Origin of the sequence: Rhodococcus sp. ACPA4 (assembly GCF_002300185.1) — a bacterium.
Taxonomy (GTDB): domain Bacteria; phylum Actinomycetota; class Actinomycetes; order Mycobacteriales; family Mycobacteriaceae; genus Rhodococcus_F; species Rhodococcus_F globerula.
This window is the reverse complement of record NZ_NSDY01000001.1, coordinates 433,658-455,527: the sequence shown is the minus strand read 5'-3', so window position 1 is coordinate 455,527 and position 21,870 is coordinate 433,658. Positions and strand designations below refer to the sequence as shown.

The following is a 21,870-nucleotide window of genomic DNA, read 5'->3' as shown; positions in this document are numbered from 1 at the left end:
ATGCTGTGCCGTGGTCGCCTGTCGAAAGGATCGTCGCAACCGGGCCTGCGAACTCGGTAGGAAATTTGCGGAAACTGCAAAGATGAGCACATGGATACCGAACTGGAGAAGATGCTCAGCGCTATCGGACCGAGATTGCGGGCACTTCGTCGCGATCGCGACATGACCCTCGAAGCTCTGTCCGACGCCACCGGTATCTCCGTCAGCGCACTGTCACGACTCGAGTCGGGCAAGCGTCGTCCTACCCTCGATTTGCTTGTGCCTCTTGCCCGAACCCACCGTGTGGCACTGGACCAACTGGTTGGGGCGCCCGCCACCGGGGACCCCAGAGTTCACCTCACACCGAGTCGCCGCCGAAATGGGAGCGCTGTAGTGCCGTTGACGCGCTACCCGGGCCGGGTTCAGGTCTTCAAGCAGGTGATCGGGCCTCGCCCGCCGAAACTCGTCACACATGCCGGATACGAGTGGCTTTACGTTCTCGCCGGCGACCTACGCCTGATTCTCGGCGAGCATGAGGTTGTCCTCCGGCCAGGAGAAGTCGCGGAGTTCGACACCGCGGAGCCCCATTGGTTCGGCCCGGCAGATGACCAGGTTGTCGAGATCCTGCACCTGTTCGGCCCCAGCGGCGACAAGGCCCGCGTGCGCACGAACTCGAAAACTATTGCCGCACAAAAGTGAGACCTCCGACTGATCTGCCTGCGACGGCGAGTCGGCACGAGGCGTTCGGTCGCGTTCGGTGCCACTCGATTCACCCGCCGCGGATGATGCGCCGAGCCGTGCGGAATTCGACCATGTGAGGACGTGATCATCGACTCTTCGAGGGAGCTGCATCGATATGGCGCTGGATTACTCCGACCGCACGGATTTCGACAACGCCGAGCGGGGCTTCATCGCCACGCTCGAACCGCTTACCATCAAGAACGCCGACGGACGGATTGTTTTCGATCTGTCCGGCTACAGCTATCTCGACGAACCGTGCCCGGACACAGTTCATCCGAGCCTGTTTCGTCAGGCGCAGCTCTGCGTCAAGAACGGACTCTTCGAGGTCACCGACGGGATCTATCAGATCCGCGGGTTCGATATTTCCAATATGACGATCGTCGAGGGCGATACCGGCGTCATCGTGATCGACCCGATGATCTCCGCCGAGTGCGCTGCCGCAGGTCTTGCGCTCTACCGCGAGCACCGCGGTGACCGTCCGGTCACCGGCTTGATCTATACCCATTCACACGCAGACCATTTCGGCGGCGTGATGGGAGTTCTGCCGGACGGCGCCGGCGACGTGCCGATCATCGCGCCCGAAGGATTTCTCGAACACGCGGTATCGGAAAACGTCTATGCGGGAACGGCAATGAACCGTCGCGCGAACTACCAATATGGCTACACATTGGACGTCGGACCAGAGGGCCAAGCCAGTCTCGGACTGGGCATTCAGACATCCGGTGGATCGGTGGGTCTGATCCCCCCAACTGTCGACATCACCCGTACCGGGCAGGAGGAAACCGTCGACGGAGTGCGGATCGTCTTCCAGATCACGCCGGGCACCGAAGCACCGTCGGAGATGAACTTCCACTTTCCGGGCAGCCGCGCATTGTGCGTCGCCGAAAACGCCACGCACAACCTGCACAACATCCTCACACTTCGAGGCGCGCTGGTACGTGACCCACGCATCTGGTCCCATTACCTCGACGAGGCTGTCGAATTGTTCGCGCCGGATTCCGACGTCGTATTCGCGTCACACCATTGGCCCACATGGGGATCCGAGAACATCGTGCAGTTCCTGACCGAGCAGCGGGACATGTACGCGTACTTGCACGATCAGACGTTGCGGATGGTCAACATCGGACTGACCGGCAGCGAAATCGCCGAGGCGATCACACTCCCCGCGTCGCTCGACGACGCCTGGCACGTGCGAGGTTACTACGGATCGGTCAGTCACAACGTCAAAGCGATCTACCAGCGCTACATGGGCTGGTTCGACGGTCATCCCAGCTCACTCTGGCAGCACCCGCCGGAGCAGTTGGCGGCCCGATACGTCGACGTGATCGGTGGCGTACCGGCAGTGCTCGACAAGGCGCGCGGCTACATCGATGCCGGTGACACGCGGTTCGCGGCCGAACTGCTCAAGCACGCTGTATTTGCCGAACCAGACAACACAGAAGCGAAAAACGCTCTCGCAGATCTCTACACCACGCTCGGCTACGGCGCCGAAAATCCGACCTGGCGCGGTTTCTACCTCACCGGAGCGAAGGAACTGCGCGGCGAAATCACCCCACCACCCATCGATCTCGGCACCGGAATGGCAGCGGCACTGACGGTGGAGCAACTCTTCGACACACTCGCCATCCGCGTCAACGGGCCCCGCGCCGGGGATGAAAAGCTCTGCATCGAGTGGATTTTCACCGATCTCGACACAAAAGTCCGCATGACTCTCTCCAATGGCGCGCTGATACAGACACCCAACCCGCGGACCAAGGCAACCGCCGATCTCACCCTCACGTTGACCAAAGCCCAGTTGCTCGGGTTGCTGGCCGGCGGCGGACTGGACGGTATCGAGCATTCCGGCGACCCGGCGACGATACAGCGACTCCTCGGGCTACTCGACAGTCCCGATCCGGCATTTGCGATTGTGACTCCCTGACCGATTGTGACTCCCTGACGGAATGCGTAAGGCCCACCCGGCAATTGATTGCCAGGTGGGCCTTACGTATTCAGCAGGGCGGCGATCAGCCGAGGTCGAACCGATCGAGTTCCATCACCTTGGTCCACGCGCTCGCGAAGTCCTCCACGAACTTCTGCTGTGCGTCCGCACTTGCGTACACCTCTGCGAGAGCACGCAGTTCCGAGTTCGATCCGAAGACAAGATCGACGGCAGTGGCAGAGTATTTGACGTCACCGGTGGCCCGGTCACGACCCTCGTAGACGTTCTCCGACGACGTGGACGGCTTCCACTCCGTGCCCATGTCGAGGAGATTGACGAAGAAGTCGTTGGTCAACGCCTGCGGCCGATCGGTCAGCACACCGTGGGCGGTACCCCCGACGTTGGCGTTCAGCCCGCGAAGGCCGCCGACCAGCACCGTCATCTCCGGTGGGGTCAACGTCAACATGTATGCCCGGTCGACAAGCAGGATTTCGGCCGGAATCTTCTCCCCGCCGCGCAGGTAGTTCCTGAATCCGTCTGCCCGGGGTTCGAGAACCGCAAAGGACTCCACGTCCGTCTGTTCCTGCGACGCGTCCGCCCGACCGGGGGTGAACGAGACAGAGACTTCGTGGCCGGCGTCCTTGGCGGCCTTCTCGACCGCCGCGGTTCCCGCCAGAACAATCAGATCGGCAAGCGAGACCTTCGCTCCGCCGGACTGGGAATTGAAGTCCTGCTGGATCTGCTCGAGTGCACTCAATACCGTCGACAACTCGGCGGGACTGTTTGCCTCCCAACTCTTCTGCGGCTCGAGGCGAATCCGGGCTCCGTTTGCGCCGCCGCGCATATCGGTGCCACGGAAACTCGCCGCCGACGCCCAGGCGGTAGACACCAACTGCGAGATCGACAGCCCGGACTCCAGTACCTTGCTCTTGAGGGCAGCGATATCCGCATCGCCGATCACCGGGGCAGCGGCGTTGGGAACAGGATCCTGCCACAGCTGCGGTTCCGGAATCCACGGACCGAGATAGCGAGTGACAGGTCCCATGTCGCGGTGCAGCAGCTTGTACCAGGCCTTGGCGAACTCCTCGGCAAATTCGTCCGGGTGATCGAGCCAACGGCGCGTGATCTTCTCGTATGCGGGATCGAGCCGCAGCGAAAGGTCGGTGGTCAGCATGGTCGGAGAACGCTTCACCGACGAATCGAACGGGTCCGGGATCGTGCCGGCACCGGCGCCGTCCTTGGGCGTCCACTGCCACGCGTCAGCGGGGCTCTTGGTCAGTTCCCACTCGTAGCCGTAGAGAATTTCCAGGAACGAGTTGTCCCACTGCGTCGGCGTATTCGTCCACACGACCTCGAGGCCGCTGGTGATCGCATCCTTCCCCACGCCAGTGCCGAAGGAACTCTTCCAGCCCAAGCCTTGCTGTTCGATCGGAGCGCCTTCGGGTTCGGGCCCGACGAGATCGGCGGGGCCGGCCCCGTGAGTCTTACCGAAGGTGTGTCCGCCGGCGATCAGCGCCGCCGTCTCGACGTCGTTCATCGCCATGCGCGCAAAGGTTTCGCGGATATCGCGGGCAGCGGCGACCGGATCGGGCTGCCCGTTCGGCCCCTCCGGGTTTACGTAGATCAAACCCATCTGCACCGCGCCGAGCGGACCGGACAGCTCACGGTCGCCGCTGTACCGCTCGTCTCCGAGCCACGAGTCCTCCGGGCCCCAGTACATTTCCTCCGGCTCCCAGATGTCCTCGCGACCGAACCCGAAGCCAAAGGTCTTGAACCCCATCGACTCCAAGGCGCAGTTGCCGGCAAAAACCAGAAGGTCGGCCCACGAGATCTGCTTGCCATATTTCTGTTTGACGGGCCACAGCAAGCGGCGAGCCTTGTCGAGGCTTGCGTTGTCCGGCCAACTGTTCAGCGGCGCAAACCGTTGTGCGCCTTGACCTCCACCGCCGCGGCCGTCCGCGATGCGGTAGGTACCCGCGGCGTGCCAACTCATCCGAATGAACAGCCCACCGTAGTGACCGTAGTCTGCGGGCCACCAGTCCTGCGACGTTGTCATCAAGTCGATGACGTCGCGCTTGAGAGCGTCGACGTCGAGTTTCGCGAACTCCGCCGCGTAATCGAAGTCCGAACCCAGAGGGTTGGATTTGGGCGAATGAACACGCAACACCGAAAGGTTTGGCTGGTTCGGCCACCAGTCCTGGTTTGTCATCGGGCGATGCGCCGTGGGCGTCGGAGCCGAGATCGCGGGATTTTCACTTTCGCTTCCCCCCTGCGACTTTCCTTCAGGGGCCATCGGGCAACTATCGGACACGTTAATCCCTCCATGAGCAAATAGATCCGACTCCGATCACGGGTGTGATCGCGAACTCTGTGATGCCGCGCAGTCGGGGCACATCCCCCAGAAGACAACTTCGACTTCGACGAACTCGAAGCCGTCGTAATCCGGTGGCGTCAGACAAGGTGCCTCGCCAACTGCGCAGTCGACGTCCGACACCGTCCGGCACGATCGGCAGACGACGTGATGATGGTTGTCACCAACCCTCAACTCGTAGAGAGCCACTGAACCGGAAGGCTGAATCCGCCGCACGATTCCCACTGAAGTCAACGCATGCAGTACGTCGTACACCGCTTGGCGAGACACTCCCGGTAGAACCGCCCGAACAGCATCGAAAATCGAATCCGTCGGGGCATGTGGACGCGCATGCAGCGCTTCGAGCACCGCAACCCGTGGTCGGGTCACACGGAGCTCTGCGTCACGCAGTTGTGCTGGAAAGTCCGGCGTCGAGGACACCCCACTACTATGACGCGGATTTCTGGACTGATCCAAGACTTTCGCGAAAATAGTTGGAATTGACGCCAACCGAATGGTTTCGAGCTCGAATTGATTCCGGATTGTTGCCACAGATGTCACTGTGGCCGTTATCCTCCGCGCGCAGTATCAGCGGCCCGACCGACGCGAAGTGTCGAATCCCTTACCTAGCCTGAATGCAATTACTCCTCGTTGATATCGCTGCGCGTAGAGGTGATCAGCAGCGCCAATGATGCGGCGGTTCGGGTGCAGAAAGCGTCGGCGTCGGTGAGTCCACTGGTGAGTCCGCGGACAATCGTGGCCGCAACGAGGAAATCGAAGGCGACATCGGTGGCGGCGGCAACGTCCGCCTCGGACCGCTCCGGGTACTCGGCGCGCACCCGCTCGAGGAGTGCCAGTCGGGCGGGATACTCGGAACTGAGAACCAGTCGCTGGTACGCGCCTTCCTCTTGTTGATATGCAGAGAGTAAGCCCGGAATGGCTGCGCGAGTTGCCGGTTCCGCCACTTGCGTGAGGAACCATCGCGTCCAGATCAGTAGGTCCTCGCGCAAATTCGAGGTAGTCGCGGGCAATGCACCATTCTGCATGCCGAAGACCGCTTCTTCGATAATCGATTCGCGAGTTGCCCAGCGCCGATAGATCGCTGCCGTACCCAAGTTTGCTCGTCGGGCGATCGCCGTGATGGTGGTTTTCTGGTAGCCGAGCTCTACGAGCAATTCCCGGGTGGCGGCGAGAACGGCCAGGTCCACCTGAGGATCGCGGGGCCTCCCCACGCCAGCGGTACCGGTTCGACGATCTCTGCGTTCATCCACATCCGCGGACATTACCGGAGATATATTTGCCGAAAACTATTACGTTGCGATGCGCTCCGTAATAGATTGAAGGCATCCATCCACCACGAAGGGGCCCGCAGTGATCACTCCGCACGACGAACTGCTCATCCACCAACTACCCACGACACTCGACCACGTCTCGCAAAGCGACCTGCGTTGGACCGAACGCATCGTGATGTACGGGTTCGACAAAACCGGCGAGGTCTCCGTCATGACCGGCCTGGCCAAATACCCGAACCGCAACGTCCTCGACGCCTACGCGATGGTCACACGCAAGGGCGAAGAGGCTCGCGTGGTTCGTCTGTCGACCGAACTGAACCCGCAGACCGGCGCTCTTGCGGCCTGGAGCGTCGGGCCGTACACCTACGAGATCGTCGAACCGCTGCGCAAGGTTCGCTCGACCGTCGAGTCGAACGAGCACGGACTGAGCCTGCAACTCGATTTCTCCGGCGACTTTCCGGTCTACGAGCAGACGGCAGCATTCCACCGCACCCGTGGCAGAGTGCGCGAGGACGCCCGTCGCTTCTACCAGAACGGCACGATCACCGGCTGGATCGAGATCGACGGCGAGCGCATCGAGATCGATCCGGACAACTGGTGGTTCGGTCGTGACCACTCGTGGGGCGTTCGCCACGGCGGCGGGGGCGGCAGCCTGTCGGAGGGCGCGAACCTGCAGCCGTCGGAGGTTCCGGAGGGAGTCCTGTACTACATGGGGATCTTCCAATTCGACGACGAGGTAGTGCATTTCGCGCAGCGTGAAACGAGCACGGGAGCGCGTTGGCAGTTCGAGGGCGAAGTGCTCTTCCCGATCGACAGCGGCAAGGACCCATTACCCATCAGCGACGTCGAACACGACCTGAAGTTCCGTGACGATCTGCGCGTCGTGAAATCCGGTACCTTCACCGTGCATCGCGCCGACCGAACCACCGACGTCATCGAAGTGAATCCGGTGTGTGATTTCTGGCCGGGACTAGCCGGTTACGACGAATACCGCGGTTACGCCTCGGGCATGTACCGCGGCAAGGACTTCAGCGACAGCTTCACAGTGGACATCACCAACCTCGACGAGATCCGCCAAGTGAGCATGCTCAGCGAAACACTGTGCGAGGTTCGGATGGGTGACAAGATCGGGCACGGACTGGTCGAGATGGTTTTCATGGGTGTGAACCCCCGGTACGGGTACACGGACTGGTCGGCAAACCGGACGGACGCACACAATGACTGAACGTGTCGCCGCGCAGGCTCTGGCATCGACCCTGGAACCCGTTGTTCGCGAACAGATTCCAGGCGCACAGGAAGCGAAGATCGTCGCCTGGCAACGCACCGAGCGCGGGTTCTCCACCGAGACCTACCTGTTCGAGCTGGAAGGGTCCGAAAATTCGGGGGCGGGCTTCGTGTTCCGACGCCCACCCGAGATCTCCCTGTTTCCCGACTACGACCTACGACGCCAGTATTTGGTGTCGAAGCGACTTGCCGGTACCGATCTGCCTGTCCCCCGGATGCTCTGGATAGACAACGCCGATAATGCTCTCGGCGGGCCGTACTACGTCATGGAACGCATCGGAAATGCCGAGGCTCCCAGCGATTTTCCGTCGTATCACACCGCCGGAAACTACTTCGAGGCCGACGAGCAGAGTCGGGCGCGGATGTGGTGGGGCTGCGTCGAGACGATGGCCCGCATCCATCAACTCGACCCCGGCGAGCTTCGCCTCGACTTTCTCTCCATGCCGAGGTTCGGGGACAAACCGATCGAGCAGGCCGTGAACTATCTCGACTGGGCCGTGCGTTGGGCAGCGCCGAGTCTGTCGCCGGTAATGGAGAAGGCACTGTCGTGGCTCCGCGCGAATATCTACGAGCCCGAACATGTCACGTTGTGTTGGGGCGATGCGCGCATGTCGAACATCCTCTACAGCCCGGACCATTCCGTTGCCGGTGTACTCGACTGGGAAATGGCGTATCTGGGTGATCACGAAGCCGACCTGGCGTGGATGCTGTTCCTCGACTGGGCCTGCAGCGAGTTCGAGGGTCACCCATCTCTGCCTGGCACACCGACCCGGGAGCAGACGATCACCCGCTACGAGGAACTGACAGGATGGCCGGTCCAGAACCTGTTGTTCAACGAGGTGCTCGCTGCGGTGCTGTTATCGGTTCCGCTACTGCGACTGTCCACGCACCTACAACTCGGTGAGCACGCGGACATCACCGCATTCTGTAGCCGCCGCCTCGAACAGTTGTTGGCACACGCCTAGCGCGGCCTGACCCCACACTGAGTCATTGCGGAGCAATCTCCTGCCAGTCGGATGACAGCCGTGAGACCCAGTGTGGGTCACGCCGTTCCAGGTAGGCGCGAACCCCCTCGGACGAGTCGGGCTCACCCATCACACGCAAGTGCAACTCTGTCTCGAGGTCCGCTACCCGCTCGGGACCGTAGCCGTGTCTGGCCGACTGCCACAAGAGACGTTTGGACAGCGCAACCGACATGGGTGCAACATTCACCGCGATATCCCGAGCGATGCCCAGGGCGGCGGGCAACACGTCGTCTGCGGGCAGGCAACGGCTCGCGAGTCCCAGCCGAACAGCCTCCGCACCGTCAAATGTGCGACCGGTCAACAGGATATCGGCAGCAACCGCCATACCGGCGATATGCGGAACGGTCCAATGTGACATCGCGTCGGGCAACACTCCCCGGCGAACCTGCGGAATCGCATACTTGGCATCGGTGGCAAAAATCCGGATGTCTGTTTGCATCGCGATAGTCAGTCCGATACCTATCGCGTGTCCGTTCACCGCCGCGATCACGGGCTTACGCAAATCGAAGGCCGGTGGGTTGATCGGCGATGCCGAAAAGCCGTCACCGACAGGCGCATCGAACGTGTCCGCGCCTCCCCCTAGATCTGCGCCCGCACAGAATGCCGGCGGCGCACCGGTCAGCACGATGGCACGAACGCCGTCATCGGCGTCAAGATTCCGGTACGCCTCACCCAGTGCTCGACCCATCGCCCCGGTGAACGCGTTGCGTCGTTCCGGCCGGTCGAGGGTGACTACGGCTACGCCGCCGTCCACCTCCACCAGCACCCCGCTTGTCATCGCATTTTCCCGAGCGCCGAAATCATCTCCGCAACATGGGAATCAGATACCGAGTATCCAGGAAAGTAGCAGCACACGCGCTCAGCGTGGTCGCCGAATCGCGCGATGATCTTTGCCGCACATTCCTCGGGGGTACCCACCACTGCAAGCGTGTTCATCATGTCTCGATCGATCAGGTCCGTCATTGCAGCAAACTCGCGCCGCTTGGAGAGCGAGTTGAGTTCGGGCTGAACATCTTCCCAGCCGTCGACCTCCAACACCGGCCGATACGCCGGCGTGGAACCGTAGAACCCGAGCAGACTCCGGACCCCGCGCTCGGCGTCGGCGAGTTCGTCTGCGGTCCGCCCGACACCAACCAGCACCTGCGGGTAGATCGCAAGATCCGCCCTGGTACGCCCGCCGAGTTCGAGCCCCTCCTCGATTGCGGGCATGGTCCGCTCGCGAAAATGACGGGCACTGTTGAAGGGCATGACAAGCAACCCGTCTGCCACTTCCGCAGCGGCCCGAGTCATCAAGGGCCCCAACGCTCCCAGACAGATTTCCGGCGGACCGTACGGATTAGGTCCAGGATCGAACGTTGGTGGCATGAGCGTGTGCTGGGTGAACTCGCCCACGAAATCCAGGGGCGAACGCTCTTCCCACGCAGTGAAGATCGCTTTGATCGCAAGTACTGCTTCCCGCATTCGTGCGGCTGGCCGCGACCACTCGCTACCGTAGCGTCGCTCGATATGGGGACGGATCTGCGAACCCAAACCGAGCCGGAATCGACCGCGGCTCAATGCCTGTAGGTCGTTCGCAACATGAGCGAGGTGCAACGGACTGCGGGGCAACGCGATCGCCACATTGGTCATGAGGTCCGCCTCGACCACACCTGACGCTGCGACGAGCGGGACAAAAACGTCGTGTGCGCCCTCGAACGTGAAAAGACCGTCGGCGCCCAGCGCAACAAGTTCCTTCGCGCGCGCTGCCGAGTCTTCGGGACGTGAATCCAACTGGAGATCGATCTTCATTCGTGCCCTGCTTTCAGACCGATCGTCTCGCTTGCATGCACTGCCAACACGAACAGCGAACCTGCAAGTGAATCGACGAAGCGGTCCTCGCCCTCGGCGCCACGCGTGAGACCACGCATAGTGGTGGCGCCCGAGAGTAGATCGAACAGGAACGTCGCGTCGACGTCGACCGGGATTTCTCCCCGAGCAGCGGCGTCGTCCAACATCTCTTGAAAGGCTTTGCGAACCGGAGCGCCGATGGCCAGCAAACGCTGCCGGGCGTCCTCACTTTGAGGGTCCGCGAGCAGTCCCGGAACACCGGCCCTGGCCGCAGGTCGCGCGGCTCGAACCAGGAAGATCCGCACCCACGTCGCGAGGTCTGTTCGGAGATCTCCGGACACCTCGGGCAACGGATGGCCTCCGGTCCCGTGCACTGCTTCTTCGATCAATGCTTCGCGAGTCGGCCATCGGCGGTAGATAGCCGGCGTATTCACTTCGGCCGACCGGGCGATGGCGGCAATCGTCGTCTGCTGGTAGCCAACTTCGGCCAGGAGGCGGCGCGCTGCAACCAGCACAGCTTGGTCCTTGCCCGGGTCGCGCGGCCGGCCGGCGCGTGGTGTCTCCGAATTCACCATTACATAGTAGCTCGTAACGTTATTAACCGGTGCCCGACATGCCGTACACATGATCTGCTCGCACACTCAGGATCTGGCGGCGTTCCGCCACCATCGCGCGGCGGTAGTCCTCCCAGTCGGGATGCTCATTGCCACTGATGTCTCGATAGAGATCAACCAGCGCGTCGACCACCTCGTCGTGTGGATCGGAAGCTGATGGAGTCAACTTCGCAATGCCTTCGATCACTGCATAGCTCCAGAAATCCGGAGCACTCACATGCAGTGACACCCGCGGGTCACGCTCGGCATTTTTGCTCTTGACGCGGTCCGCCGTAATCGAGATCGATGCCGTTCGCGACTCGGAATCCCAGCGGTAAATGATGTTGGACAGCTGCGGCCTGCCGTCCCGCTTGATTGTTGCCAAAACACCCTGTTTCCCTTGGCAACAAGCTCGAAGAGTGCGTCCCGGACTTCCGTATCGTCGCTCATAGCCCGGACAACGACGCAGGAATGGATATTGTTCCGCACCGGGATCCGCCGAGAATCCACACCATCCGAGATAGTTCAGCGCTGTTTCGCCAGCTTCAAGTACGGGTAACAACTCTTGCAGTCGCGCTTCCATACGTGCGATGGGAGACCTGATGACCGCAGTACCAGTCCGCGCCCTCGTAGGCCGACGGCCGTATCCCCCACGCCGCCTGCGGAAGGGCCAGGCGCTTCTTGACACGTTGACGACCACAGATCCGAAGAAACTCGGCTTGATGTATCTGTTCACGTCGTTCGCCTACTTCTTGATCGGCGGCGTGATGGCGTTGATGATGCGTGCCGAGACAGCTGTTCCAGGAATGCAGTTCCTGTCCAACGAGCAGTACAACCAACTGTTCACCATGCATGGCACCATCATGCTTCTGCTGTACGCGACCCCGATCGTCTTCGGCTTCGCGAACTACATACTGCCGCTGCAGATCGGAGCACCTGACGTCGCGTTTCCCCGATTGAACGCCCTCAGTTACTGGCTCTACCTGTTCGGCGCGATTACTACGATCAGTGGGTTCGTCACGCCTGGCGGCGCGGCCGATTTCGGTTGGACTGCGTACGCGCCGTTGTCCACCGACACGTTCTCACCCGGCGCCGGAGCCAACCTCTGGATTACCGGTCTTACATTGGCCGGAGTCGGAACCATTCTCGGAGCGGTCAACATGATCACCACCGTGATCTGCCTCCGCGCGCCGGGAATGACGATGTTCCGCATGCCGATCTTCACCTGGAACATCTTCATCACGTCGATACTGATCCTGATCGCCTTTCCGATCCTGACTGCAGCCCTGATGGCACTCCTCGCCGACCGAAACCTCGGCGCACACGTCTACGACGCGAGCAACGGCGGTGCCGTCCTGTGGCAGCATTTGTTCTGGTTCTTCGGCCACCCCGAGGTCTATATCGTGGCCCTCCCCTTCTTCGGCATCATTTCGGAGATATTGCCGGTCTTCAGCCGCAAACCGATCTTCGGCTACAACGGCCTGGTCTACGCCACTCTCGCCATTGCGGCGCTGTCCATCGCCGTCTGGGCACACCACATGTTTGCCACCGGCGCCGTTCTATTGCCCTTCTTCTCCTTCATGACCTTCCTGATCGCGGTGCCCACCGGAGTCAAGTTCTTCAACTGGATCGGCACAATGTGGAAGGGACAGTTGACTTTCGAGTCACCCATGCTGTTTTCCCTCGGCTTCTTGGTCACGTTTCTGTTCGGCGGATTGACTGGCATCATCCTCGCGAGCCCACCACTCGACTTCCACGTCACGGACAGCTATTTTGTCGTCGCGCACTTCCACTACGTTCTGTTCGGCACAATCGTGTTCGCGACGTTTGCCGGCATTTACTTCTGGTTCCCGAAGATGACCGGCCGGATGCTGGACGACCGGCTCGGCGTCTGGCATTTCTGGACCACGTTTGTCGGATTCCACGGCACATTCCTTGTGCAGCACTGGCTGGGCGCAGAAGGAATGCCGCGCAGATACGCCGACTACCTACCTTCCGACGGGTTCACGATGCTGAATTCCGTGTCCACGCTCTTCGCGTTCGTTCTCGGTGCATCCACGTTGCCGTTCGTGTGGAACGTCTTCAAGAGCTACCGATATGGCGAAGTGGTCACGGTCGACGATCCGTGGGGATTCGGAAACTCGCTCGAGTGGGCAACCAGTTGTCCCCCGCCCCGGCACAATTTCACCGAACTTCCCAGAATTCGATCAGAACGCCCCGCGTTCGAACTTCACTACCCACACATGGTCGACCGGATGCGCGCCGAAGCTCACATCACCAGCGATGGCCACTCCGCGCGCGCAATGTCCTTGGAAGACACCGCTGATCGTTAAGACGCTCCGTCATACCGCCGCTCGCGCGGTTAGCAGGCTTGTTGACGGGTATTCGTGGGTGGACGAGCGATCAGTGACAACTCGTCCACCTCGTTCCATGCCGGACGACACCAGGAGACGTCATGCAGAAAGCACTGATCTTCATAGCGGGCGCCGCTGCGGGATTCGTCGTGGGCACCAGATCCGGACGACAAACCTACGAAAAGATGAGGGACCAGTCCCTCGAACTGTGGCACAACCCGACTGTCCAGGAAAAAGTGAGCGAAGTGGCGGAAACCGTCAAGGAGAAGGCACCGCAGGTGCAACACAAGGTCGGCGACCTTGCCAAAAAAGCTAGCCACCACAACGCCGAGACAAGCACTGCGAGCGGTCCAGCCATCGGAGAAACACCCGATGAGGTTGCGACCCCAACTCCGACAGCGGAAGGCAACTCGCCCGGCACCCCGGCCCCGCCAGACGATGCCGCACCAAGCGATTCCGGCCAGGGGCACACCAGCCGCAACCAAAACCCGGATCCGAAAGCCTGACCTGACAGAGGCGTTGGTGTGCGGGACAACGGAAATCGCGTGCACCCGAGCCGAACATCCGTCACCTCAATGCAACTGTCGGGTGAACCTCGACCTACAGTTGTCGGATGTCTGTGAATATCGATGTCCGTTTTGGTGTGTATGGCCTCACGCCGGCAGACGCCGACGCGATCTACACATTGTTCGAGCAGGTAGTTGAGGAAAATCGGCTCGAACGTGAGGTGGTCATCTCACGGCGAGAAAATCCCGAAGGGACCCGTGACGTGCACGTCGTGTCACAGCATCCCGTAATTTTCAGCGGTTTCTACAAGTGGCGTCCCACCTTCGAGAAGTCGTTGCAGCTTCGCGTCGCGGAGGCGGTTCCGCCCGCGAAGGTTGTGTTCGACTGGAACTACCCTGACGAGGACTGAAGACGAGGATCGCGGTAGCGGCGCGTAGCGCGGCCGCAAGCCGCGGCCTGGCTCGCTGGGCCGGCCGGCCCGCTGTCCACTGGCGTGGGCTTGGCGACACACCGAAACAGGATCACCAAAAGGACAGCGGGCCACGACGTCAGCGTGCGTCGACGGCTTCCTTCACTGTCTCGTGCATCTCGGTAAGTGCTCGCGCACAGTCGTTCCGGGTGTAACCGAGGAGCGCGGTGTCGGCGTCAGACGGCTCGTAGGAGATGACGTTGCCGCGCCCCTGGACGATGAAGCTGTCCGGAAGGATGGGGTGCTCCTCATTGCGTTCGCCGATCTCCCGGTCGCCGCCTGCCGCAGCAACCAGCAACTGGAAATACTGCTGGTAGGTGAGATTCTGGTCGCCGATCAGATATGCCTTGCCGGATTCCGCGTGTTGCAGCGCGCCCCAGATCGCTTCCGCCAAAGACCGCACCGACATGAAATTGGTGCCGCCGGCCGGAGCGAAATCAGGAATCTGTGCCTCGTTGCCCGCAGCCCACGAGAACATCTTGCGGTAACGCTTGGCAGACGTTCCACTGATGACGCCGAGAATTGAGGGCGGGTTCAGCGTCGAGACATTGAAGGTCTCGTCGGCCAACGCCCGTGCTCCTTCGTCGGCAGCCTTTCGCGCAGCGATGTACGGCATCGTCTCTGCCAATTCGGGACGCAGATGGTGGTAGTAGCTTCCCACCTGGACGAACCGGGCAACACCAGCCTCTTTGGCCAGGGCCGCGAACCGCGGCACCCCACCGGACTGTGTCTTCTCCCAGAATTCCGCCTCATCGACGCCGCGGCCCATGTGTCGCACGTCCTGACCGGCGGCAAAGACGATCGCGTCGAACGGTGCCAGTTGATCCGCCGTGAAAGTTTGTTCCGTGTAGTCACCGAGCAGGACCGGGAAATCTCGCACAGGCGAGTCATCGGCGAGTGGATTACGCGCCGCGACGGTGACGTCGTTTCCCATGTCGCGAAGGTGAAGTGCCGTGTGGGCACCGATCATGCCAGTTCCGCCAACAATCAGGATCTTCACAGAATGCCTCTTCTTTACGTAGAGAATTACTTCAAGGTGGAGAAATACTTCGATTCATGAATCTAGGTAAACCGGAATCGCTTCGGGATGACTTCTCTCACCAACCGGGATCAAAAATTCATTTCGCCGGGTGCGCGCCGGTCAGCTCGAGCCTGACGCCGGCGGTATAGACACCGACCAACAGGGCGGCAAGCACTGCCGAGATACCGACCGCCGTGTTCGCCACTTCGCCACCCAGTCGGCCCTGCGCCACCCACGCGAGTCCCCACACAATGCCGATCGACGGCGCGATCGCGCCGCGCGAACCGGTCGCAAGGCCAACTCCGACCATGGCAGCGACGGCGAGAACAATGACTGCCCACGTCGTCGCGGCACTCGTGATACCCAGATCGACGAGCCAGGCGGTGACGTTGGCAATGGTTGCGACGCACACCCAGCCGAGATACAGACCCATGGTGCCGTCCGTGATCACCGCGTCGATCCCGTTCTCCGGGCGCTGTCGCTGAAGCAGCACGAACACTCGCGCAAGCACGGCCAGCAGACTCGCGATAATCACGACGCTCAGCCACAACAATCCGGCCTGCACCGAGAGAATCCAGGCAGCATTGAGGAGCATCGACACGGCTATCGCGGGACGCAAGGCCTCGTGACGCACAGTTCTGCCCGGCAGGAACTGCCAGATCGCGTATGCGAGAAAACCGCCGTAGACAACCGACCAGATCGAGAACGCAGTCCCGGCCGGTGCCACCAGCGTTGAAGTAGCGCTCAGTGCACCTCCTGCTGCCTCCGCGATAGGCGTGCCGATCCAGGCTCCCGAACCGATGAACGATCCGACTACTGCGATCACGGCGCTGACAACAACGACGAGTTTCATAACCTGACCCATACCGGATGTATGCCCAGCGAGTCCGAGTACGACTCCCGTTGGCGATCGCGGTGCCACGGCGTTCCCGGTGTAACAATGATGTGTGGACTTCGACAGCACAGCCGACGAACTCTACGCACTCGACCCGTCCGAATTCATCGGCGCGCGACGCGCCGCAGTCGCGCGCGCCAAGGAGTTGGGCGATACGACGCTGGCGAAAAATCTGAATGCCCTGCGCAAACCCACGACAACGGGATGGGCTCTCAACCTTCTCGTTCGGGTCGAGCCGGAAAGCGTCGATCGTTTGCTCGAACTCGGAGCAGCACTGCGATCCGCACAACAGGCCCTACGCGCTGAAGAGTTGCGGTCCCTGGCTTCCCGGCGAGCGGCCGTCATCTCAGCGCTGACCGAACGCGCCTCGGCCGCGGCACAAGATCGTGGCCGCCCGCTGTCGGAGACAGTGATGCGCGAGATCGGGCAGTCACTGTCGGCGGCGCTCTCCGAACCCGATATCGGCGCCGATCTACGTCGCGGCCGGATGCTGGGCTCAGTGTCGTACAGCGGCTTCGGCCCTGCCGCGCTCGCATCGGTACCTGAACCGACCGCACCGGCGCCTTCCGACGCCGAGCCGAAAGGACAGCCGACTGGGGCCGCGCGAAAACAGGCCCAGGCTCGCGTCAGTGACGCGGAAACTGCTGCGCATCAGGCTACTTCGGAACTCGACTCGGCTACTGCGAGGGTGAACGAGGCGGCGCAGAAGGTCTCCGATCTCCGAGAGGCTTTGTCACAGGCCGAGCAGGAGTGCCGGTTTGCCGAGTCCGCTCGGCGCACCGCCGAGGAAGCCGCGGAGCGGGCGGCGACGAAGCTGACGCAGGCCAGGGATCTTGCTGCCGAGTTCGACACCTGATATTTCCCACGTCCGACCCATCCGCCTTCGATCCGGCTACGAATGCACTACAGACGGCATCTGGCCTGTCCCTGCCGAATCGTTTCGACGGGAGGCCACTGGAAAGAGCACCTTTTGATGCGCGCACTGGTAGTCATCAGGACGGTCCGCCGCCGCTGCTTCCTGACACGACACCGCAACGCATCGTAGGAGCACTCATGGTTGTCGACGAGTCTTTCCCTTTACCTTCACTGTCCGTAGCCGCCACCGCTGATCAGCTCCATATCCTGCGAGCTCTCGTCCGGTCGAGGGGCAGACACCACGACCTAGCAGCCGACGCTGTGGCAGACCTCGTTCTCGCGGTCGATGAAGCAGCGAGCACTCTTCTGCGCCACACGCCTACCTGCAGCACTCTCACGTGCACCGTCGGAGCCGACCCTGGCAGCGTGTCGGTGATCCTCACCGGGACGACGTCGGCAATGGTCGACACCAGTACAACCTCATTCAGTTGGTTCGTGCTGCAAAAGCTGGTGGACAGCGTCGCTCTCGAGCAGTGTCCGTCCGCAGTCGCAGGCCCTACCGAGATGTGGGCTGTGACCGTCACCATGGACATGACACTGAAGGCTGACCCCTGATTCCATCCACGGACGACGAGCGTCCAGCTGGAGTCCTCAGCACAAACAGACGGTATGTGCGACGGAGGTAGGACAACGGATTGTGGGTACACAGAGATCATGACGCCAATCCCCACTGCGCGATTGCTCCCTCAAGCTCTCGGTGTCCTGACCGCCGCCTACAGCGCCGCCCTCGTCCTCTCACCGAGAATTCTTGCGAAGCCGTGCAAACTCACCAAGGCTGACGGCAGCATCGCACCGGAAGTAGCGACCGTGATCAGGGCGGTTGGAGCGCGCGATGTCGCGAGCGGACTTCTGCTGGCCATGGCACCGTACGGGCCGGCGCGTCGCGGCGCTGTCGCGTTCCGAGCCGCAGCCGATCTCGGTGACGCCGCAATCTTCGGATCGACGCTGCCCGGAACCGCAACGCGGCTCAAGGTCGCTGGATTCGCGGCCACCTGGGGCTTGCTGTGCGCCTACAGCTGGCGCTACGCGGGCTGATCGAAACGCTCGCAGTCCAGTTCCGACCATCCGGCCATTTGTTGCCGGCACGTCCACGAGGGACGATAGTTCCATGGCCATCACACCCGATATCCTTCGATATACCGCATTCAGCTCCGATCCCGCGGGCGGCAATCCCGCAGGAGTGTTGCTGGACGCACGGGGGCTGAGCGACGCGGAGTTGCAGGCCATCGCAACGGACATCGGATACGCGGAGACTGCATTTGTCACCAAGCCTGGATCCGAGGAAGACAAGCAACACAACGTTATTCGATACTTTTCCCCTATTGCGGAAATTCCGTTTTGCGGTCACGCCACCATTGCCACGGCGGTGGCGCTCACCGAACGTGACGGCGCCGGAACCTTCACGTTCGAGACATCCGTCGGACCGGTGTCGATCACGACCACAACAGAGGCATCAGGCATTCACGCAACGTTCACCAGCGTGGAACCTGCAGTCTCGCCCATCGACCATGCCGTGCTCACTGCACTGCTCGGCCTCGTGGGCATCGACTCGTCGGCAATCGACACCAACTTTCCGCCGCAGCTGTCGTATGCCGGAAACACCCATCCGATTGTGGTTCTCAGTGACAAATCGACCTTCGACCAGTTCACCTTCGACCCCGCGGCAATGCGCACACTCATGGACGCACAAGGCTGGGCCGGAACCGTGACCTTCCTGCATCAATTGGACGCCAACACTTTCGAAGCCCGAAATCTCTTCCCCGCGGGCAACATCACCGAAGACCCGGCAACAGGATCTGCGGCAGCTTCCACCGGCGGATACCTGCGGGCACTCGATCCCGCTGACACTCCTCGGCGCATCACAATCCACCAGGGCAGACACGTCGGCCGTCCGAGCGTCCTACTCGTCGATATTCCGGTACAGGGAGGCATCGCTGTAACGGGAACGGCTGTCCCGATCACCGCGTAGGAACCTAGCGAGCGTCAGACGTAATTCACCTGAGAGGTGATGACGGGCAATCCATTCGGGACTCCCCCGCCGATCAGTTCCTCGAGAGCATCCTGATCGAGGTACTTCTCGACGAGGTCTGCAAGGAGGTCGAGTTGCTGTTCACGAACCGCAGCCACCAAGGTATCCGGCGCCACGACAAACCCCACACCGGCAATGTCCGTCAGGAAGGTGCGGCGATAGGCATCGCTTTCCAGAAGTCCATGCCAGTGGGTGCCGCGAACCGACCCTCGAACACTTCCTTCCGGCGAACCGTCGGCAGCGGTCAACAACGGAAGATCGTTGTTGCGGATCACCCGTCCATGATGAATCTCGTACCCGGACACCGGAATACCGTCGTAGTGACCGTCGACCTGAGCCAGCACCTTGTCCGAAGCGAATTCGATGTCGAGTTCGAGCAATCCGAGTCCGGCAGTAGTGCCCGATCCTGATTCGACGTCGTCGACGATGGATCTGCCCAACATCTGATAACCACCACAGATTCCCAGGATGGCTTGCCCGCGGCCTGCTCGAGCGATGATCTCGTCGGCCAGGCCCGTGCTGCGCAACCACTCGAGATCACTCACGGTGGACTTGCTGCCTGGAATCACCACGAGGTCTGCATCGCGAATACGTGCCGGGTCAGTGACCCACGAAACCGCAACACCCGGTTCGCAGGCGAGAGCTTCGACGTCCGTCGAATTGGAAATGCGCGGCAACCGAACTGCCGCGACCGTCAACCACGCCGAACCGACGGGCTGTCCGGGGCGACCCACCGGTGCATTACCGGTGACTCCCAGCGAATCCTCCGCGTCGAGCCACAGTTCGTCGGCAAACGGGATGACACCCAGCGTCGGGCGTCCGGTCAGTTCGCGGAGTTGTTCGAGTCCTGGCTCGAGCAGCCCGACGTCACCACGGAATTTGTTGATCACAAAGCCGGCGATCAAGGCCTGATCACTCGGCGAGAGAACCGCGACTGTTCCGAACAGATGAGCCAGCACCCCACCGCGGTCGATGTCGCCGACCACGATCACCGGAATGGAAGCCGCTTCCGCCAATCCCATGTTCGCGAGATCGGTTGCCCGCAAATTGATTTCAGCCGGTGAACCGGCACCCTCACAAATCACGACGTCGAAGTCGCTACGCAACGACGCCAGATCCTCCGCGACGACGCCGCGCAGCCACGCACGGTGCTGCATGTAGTCCCGCGCACCGACAGTTGTCATCGCCTTGCCACGAACGACCAGCTGCGATGTCCGGTCACTTCCCGGCTTGAGCAGTACCGGGTTGAACCGCACACTCGGTTCGAGACCGCAGGCACGGGCTTGAAGTGCCTGAGCACGGCCGATCTCCCCGCCGTCGAGAGTGACGACGGAGTTGTTGGACATGTTCTGCGCCTTGAAGGGCGCGACGCGTACACCGCGACGCGCCAGCATCCGACACAACCCGGCGACAAGGACACTCTTGCCCGCGTCGGAGGTCGTACCCGCTACGAGCAGGGCACCGCGCAGGGTCAAGGCAGAGTCAGGATCTCGGCACCGGTGTCGGTGACAACCAGGGTGTGCTCGAACTGAGCCGTCCACTTGCGGTCCTTGGTGACCACGGTCCAGTCGTCTTCCCAGATTTCGTAGTCGATGCCGCCGAGGTTGATCATCGGTTCGATGGTGAAGACCATTCCGGGTTCGATGATCGTTTCGACGCCGGGCTCGTCGTAGTGCAGGATCACGAGGCCGTTGTGGAAGGTCTCGCCGATGCCGTGGCCCGTGAAATCACGCACGACGCCGTATCCGAATCGGTGAGCATAAGACTCGATGACGCGACCGATCACGTTGAGCGCGCGGCCCGGCTTGACGGCCTTGATCGCCCGCATCGTGGCTTCGTGGGTGCGCTCGACAAGAAGTCGATGCTCCTCGGATACATCACCGGCGAGGAAGGTGGCGTTGGTGTCGCCGTGCACGCCGCCGATGTATGCGGTGACGTCGATATTGACGATGTCACCGTCCTGGATGACCGTGGAATCGGGGATTCCATGGCAGATCACCTCGTTGAGGGAGGTGCAGCAGGACTTGGGAAAGCTCTTGTAGCCCAACGTCGACGGGTACGCACCGTGATCGATCATGTACTCGTGAGCAATGCGGTCCAGCTCGTCAGTCGTGACGCCAGGTGCAACGGCCTTGCCCGCTTCCTGCAACGCCCGCGCGGCGATCTTGCTCGCGACGCGCATCGCCTCGATGGTCTCCGGCGTCTGGACCCAAGGCTCGTTGCCTTCCTTGGCTGTCGGCTTCCACGCGTACTCGGGCCGCTCGATCTTCGAGGGCACAGCAAGGACAGGTGAGACGGTTCCGGGGACCAACGGTGTACGCACAGACATGCCGAACAGCCTAGCCCCCGATCACGGTGCTAGCCGGACGCACTCCAGTTCCCGCGACTGCGGGCCAGCGCCTCCAGCACGGCAAGTCGTTGACTGCAGGATCCGCGTCCACGTCTGAGCGTCGTCGAAGCCGGTTGTGTGTCATCGAGCCCGTACAGCTCGAACATTCCGTTGGACGACGGCGTGGGCCGCTGCCAGGTACTCGCTGTCGAGGAAACCTCCGCCGGACGGGGCCGAAGCGCGATCGATCACCGAGTCCAGGCGCTGCACCTGGGAGTGATGCCAGTCGAGAATCTGCGTCGCCGCAAGTTCTCCGTCGGAGCAGCGGCTACTGCTCTG

Annotated in this window: 22 protein-coding genes; 11 read left to right on the top strand and 11 right to left on the bottom strand. The window is 61.7% G+C overall.

Annotation, left to right across the window (positions count from 1 at the left end):
- Positions 1-90 precede the first annotated feature (90 nt).
- Together CJ178_RS02095 and CJ178_RS02090 are read left to right on the top strand one after the other, a co-directional pair.
- Positions 91-678, top strand: coding sequence for a helix-turn-helix domain-containing protein (locus CJ178_RS02095; RefSeq protein ID WP_095886004.1), 588 nt, complete (start codon positions 91-93; stop codon positions 676-678).
- Between the two features lie 157 nt (positions 679-835).
- Positions 836-2,641, top strand: a complete 1,806-nt coding sequence (locus CJ178_RS02090; RefSeq protein WP_095886003.1) for an alkyl/aryl-sulfatase — start codon at positions 836-838, stop codon at positions 2,639-2,641.
- 85 nt (positions 2,642-2,726) lie between these two features.
- Here CJ178_RS02090 and katG read toward each other — a convergent pair whose 3' ends face one another.
- The 3 genes from katG to CJ178_RS02075 all read right to left on the bottom strand — a co-directional run bounded on the left by katG (position 2,727) and on the right by CJ178_RS02075 (position 6,262).
- The gene (katG, locus tag CJ178_RS02085) at positions 2,727-4,934 is read right to left on the bottom strand and encodes a catalase/peroxidase HPI (protein WP_080711756.1); all 2,208 of its coding nucleotides are present in this window, start codon (positions 4,932-4,934) and stop codon (positions 2,727-2,729) included.
- A 54-nt stretch (positions 4,935-4,988) separates the two neighbouring features.
- Positions 4,989-5,432 carry a Fur family transcriptional regulator gene (locus CJ178_RS02080; protein WP_033235028.1) on the bottom strand — a complete coding sequence of 148 codons (444 nt, stop codon included), beginning with the start codon at positions 5,430-5,432 and terminating at the stop codon, positions 4,989-4,991.
- Positions 5,433-5,632: 200 nt separating this feature from the next.
- On the bottom strand, positions 5,633-6,262 hold the full coding sequence (locus CJ178_RS02075; RefSeq protein ID WP_257012975.1) for a TetR/AcrR family transcriptional regulator: 630 nt from the start codon (positions 6,260-6,262) through the stop codon (positions 5,633-5,635).
- Between the two features lie 100 nt (positions 6,263-6,362).
- Between CJ178_RS02075 and CJ178_RS02070 the strand changes: the two genes are divergently transcribed.
- Both CJ178_RS02070 and CJ178_RS02065 read left to right on the top strand, forming a co-directional pair.
- Positions 6,363-7,508: a hypothetical protein gene (locus CJ178_RS02070; protein WP_095886001.1), complete on the top strand. Its 1,146-nt coding sequence runs from the start codon at positions 6,363-6,365 to the stop codon at positions 7,506-7,508.
- A complete protein-coding gene (locus CJ178_RS02065; RefSeq protein WP_095886000.1) occupies positions 7,501-8,532 on the top strand; it encodes a phosphotransferase family protein in 1,032 nt (343 codons plus the stop codon). Before CJ178_RS02070 ends, CJ178_RS02065 begins: the two co-directional genes overlap by 8 nt.
- 22 nt (positions 8,533-8,554) lie before the next feature.
- On the opposite strand, the gene CJ178_RS02060 is transcribed toward CJ178_RS02065, so the two are convergent.
- From CJ178_RS02060 to CJ178_RS02045, 4 genes are read right to left on the bottom strand one after another with little or no spacing between them, the layout of a single operon-like run.
- Positions 8,555-9,370, bottom strand: coding sequence for an enoyl-CoA hydratase/isomerase family protein (locus tag CJ178_RS02060; protein ID WP_095885999.1), 816 nt, complete (start codon positions 9,368-9,370; stop codon positions 8,555-8,557).
- Complete coding sequence (locus tag CJ178_RS02055; RefSeq protein WP_095885998.1) at positions 9,367-10,380, bottom strand: TIGR03617 family F420-dependent LLM class oxidoreductase; 1,014 nt, start codon at positions 10,378-10,380, stop codon at positions 9,367-9,369. The genes CJ178_RS02060 and CJ178_RS02055 overlap by 4 nt, the downstream gene beginning before the upstream one ends.
- Positions 10,377-10,991: a TetR/AcrR family transcriptional regulator gene (locus CJ178_RS02050; RefSeq protein ID WP_245005979.1), complete on the bottom strand. Its 615-nt coding sequence runs from the start codon at positions 10,989-10,991 to the stop codon at positions 10,377-10,379. Before CJ178_RS02050 ends, CJ178_RS02055 begins: the two co-directional genes overlap by 4 nt.
- A gap of 25 nt (positions 10,992-11,016) precedes the next feature.
- The gene (locus CJ178_RS02045) at positions 11,017-11,397 is read right to left on the bottom strand and encodes a PPOX class F420-dependent oxidoreductase (protein WP_095885996.1); all 381 of its coding nucleotides are present in this window, start codon (positions 11,395-11,397) and stop codon (positions 11,017-11,019) included.
- A 217-nt stretch (positions 11,398-11,614) separates the two neighbouring features.
- On the opposite strand from CJ178_RS02045, the gene ctaD reads away from it, so the two are divergent.
- From ctaD to CJ178_RS02030, 3 genes are all read left to right on the top strand, one after another.
- Positions 11,615-13,345, top strand: coding sequence for an aa3-type cytochrome oxidase subunit I (ctaD, locus tag CJ178_RS02040; RefSeq protein WP_033234946.1), 1,731 nt, complete (start codon positions 11,615-11,617; stop codon positions 13,343-13,345).
- 122 nt (positions 13,346-13,467) lie between these two features.
- Positions 13,468-13,872: a YtxH domain-containing protein gene (locus CJ178_RS33150; RefSeq protein WP_045067238.1), complete on the top strand. Its 405-nt coding sequence runs from the start codon at positions 13,468-13,470 to the stop codon at positions 13,870-13,872.
- Positions 13,873-13,979: 107 nt separating this feature from the next.
- Positions 13,980-14,282 carry a hypothetical protein gene (locus tag CJ178_RS02030; protein ID WP_033234947.1) on the top strand — a complete coding sequence of 101 codons (303 nt, stop codon included), beginning with the start codon at positions 13,980-13,982 and terminating at the stop codon, positions 14,280-14,282.
- A gap of 139 nt (positions 14,283-14,421) precedes the next feature.
- Here the strand turns inward: CJ178_RS02030 and CJ178_RS02025 are convergent, their stop codons facing one another.
- Both CJ178_RS02025 and CJ178_RS02020 read right to left on the bottom strand, forming a co-directional pair.
- Positions 14,422-15,342 carry an NAD-dependent epimerase/dehydratase family protein gene (locus CJ178_RS02025; RefSeq protein ID WP_033234948.1) on the bottom strand — a complete coding sequence of 307 codons (921 nt, stop codon included), beginning with the start codon at positions 15,340-15,342 and terminating at the stop codon, positions 14,422-14,424.
- A 118-nt stretch (positions 15,343-15,460) separates the two neighbouring features.
- Positions 15,461-16,216 (bottom strand): tryptophan-rich sensory protein, encoded by a 756-nt coding sequence (locus CJ178_RS02020; protein WP_045067938.1) that lies wholly within the window; start codon positions 16,214-16,216, stop codon positions 15,461-15,463.
- Between the two features lie 94 nt (positions 16,217-16,310).
- On the opposite strand from CJ178_RS02020, the gene CJ178_RS02015 reads away from it, so the two are divergent.
- From CJ178_RS02015 to CJ178_RS02000, 4 genes are all read left to right on the top strand, one after another.
- Positions 16,311-17,114: a hypothetical protein gene (locus CJ178_RS02015; protein ID WP_033234949.1), complete on the top strand. Its 804-nt coding sequence runs from the start codon at positions 16,311-16,313 to the stop codon at positions 17,112-17,114.
- 197 nt (positions 17,115-17,311) lie between these two features.
- Positions 17,312-17,728 (top strand): ATP-binding protein, encoded by a 417-nt coding sequence (locus tag CJ178_RS02010; RefSeq protein ID WP_141486061.1) that lies wholly within the window; start codon positions 17,312-17,314, stop codon positions 17,726-17,728.
- Between the two features lie 99 nt (positions 17,729-17,827).
- Complete coding sequence (locus CJ178_RS02005; protein ID WP_033234950.1) at positions 17,828-18,208, top strand: hypothetical protein; 381 nt, start codon at positions 17,828-17,830, stop codon at positions 18,206-18,208.
- Positions 18,209-18,281: 73 nt separating this feature from the next.
- Complete coding sequence (locus CJ178_RS02000) at positions 18,282-19,142, top strand: PhzF family phenazine biosynthesis protein (RefSeq protein WP_045067235.1); 861 nt, start codon at positions 18,282-18,284, stop codon at positions 19,140-19,142.
- A gap of 14 nt (positions 19,143-19,156) precedes the next feature.
- Here the strand turns inward: CJ178_RS02000 and CJ178_RS01995 are convergent, their stop codons facing one another.
- Entirely contained in the window at positions 19,157-20,671 is a 1,515-nt protein-coding gene (locus CJ178_RS01995; protein WP_095887788.1) for a cobyric acid synthase, read from the bottom strand.
- A gap of 2 nt (positions 20,672-20,673) precedes the next feature.
- Positions 20,674-21,531, bottom strand: a complete 858-nt coding sequence (gene map, locus CJ178_RS01990) for a type I methionyl aminopeptidase (protein ID WP_033234952.1) — start codon at positions 21,529-21,531, stop codon at positions 20,674-20,676.
- Positions 21,532-21,870 lie beyond the last annotated feature (339 nt).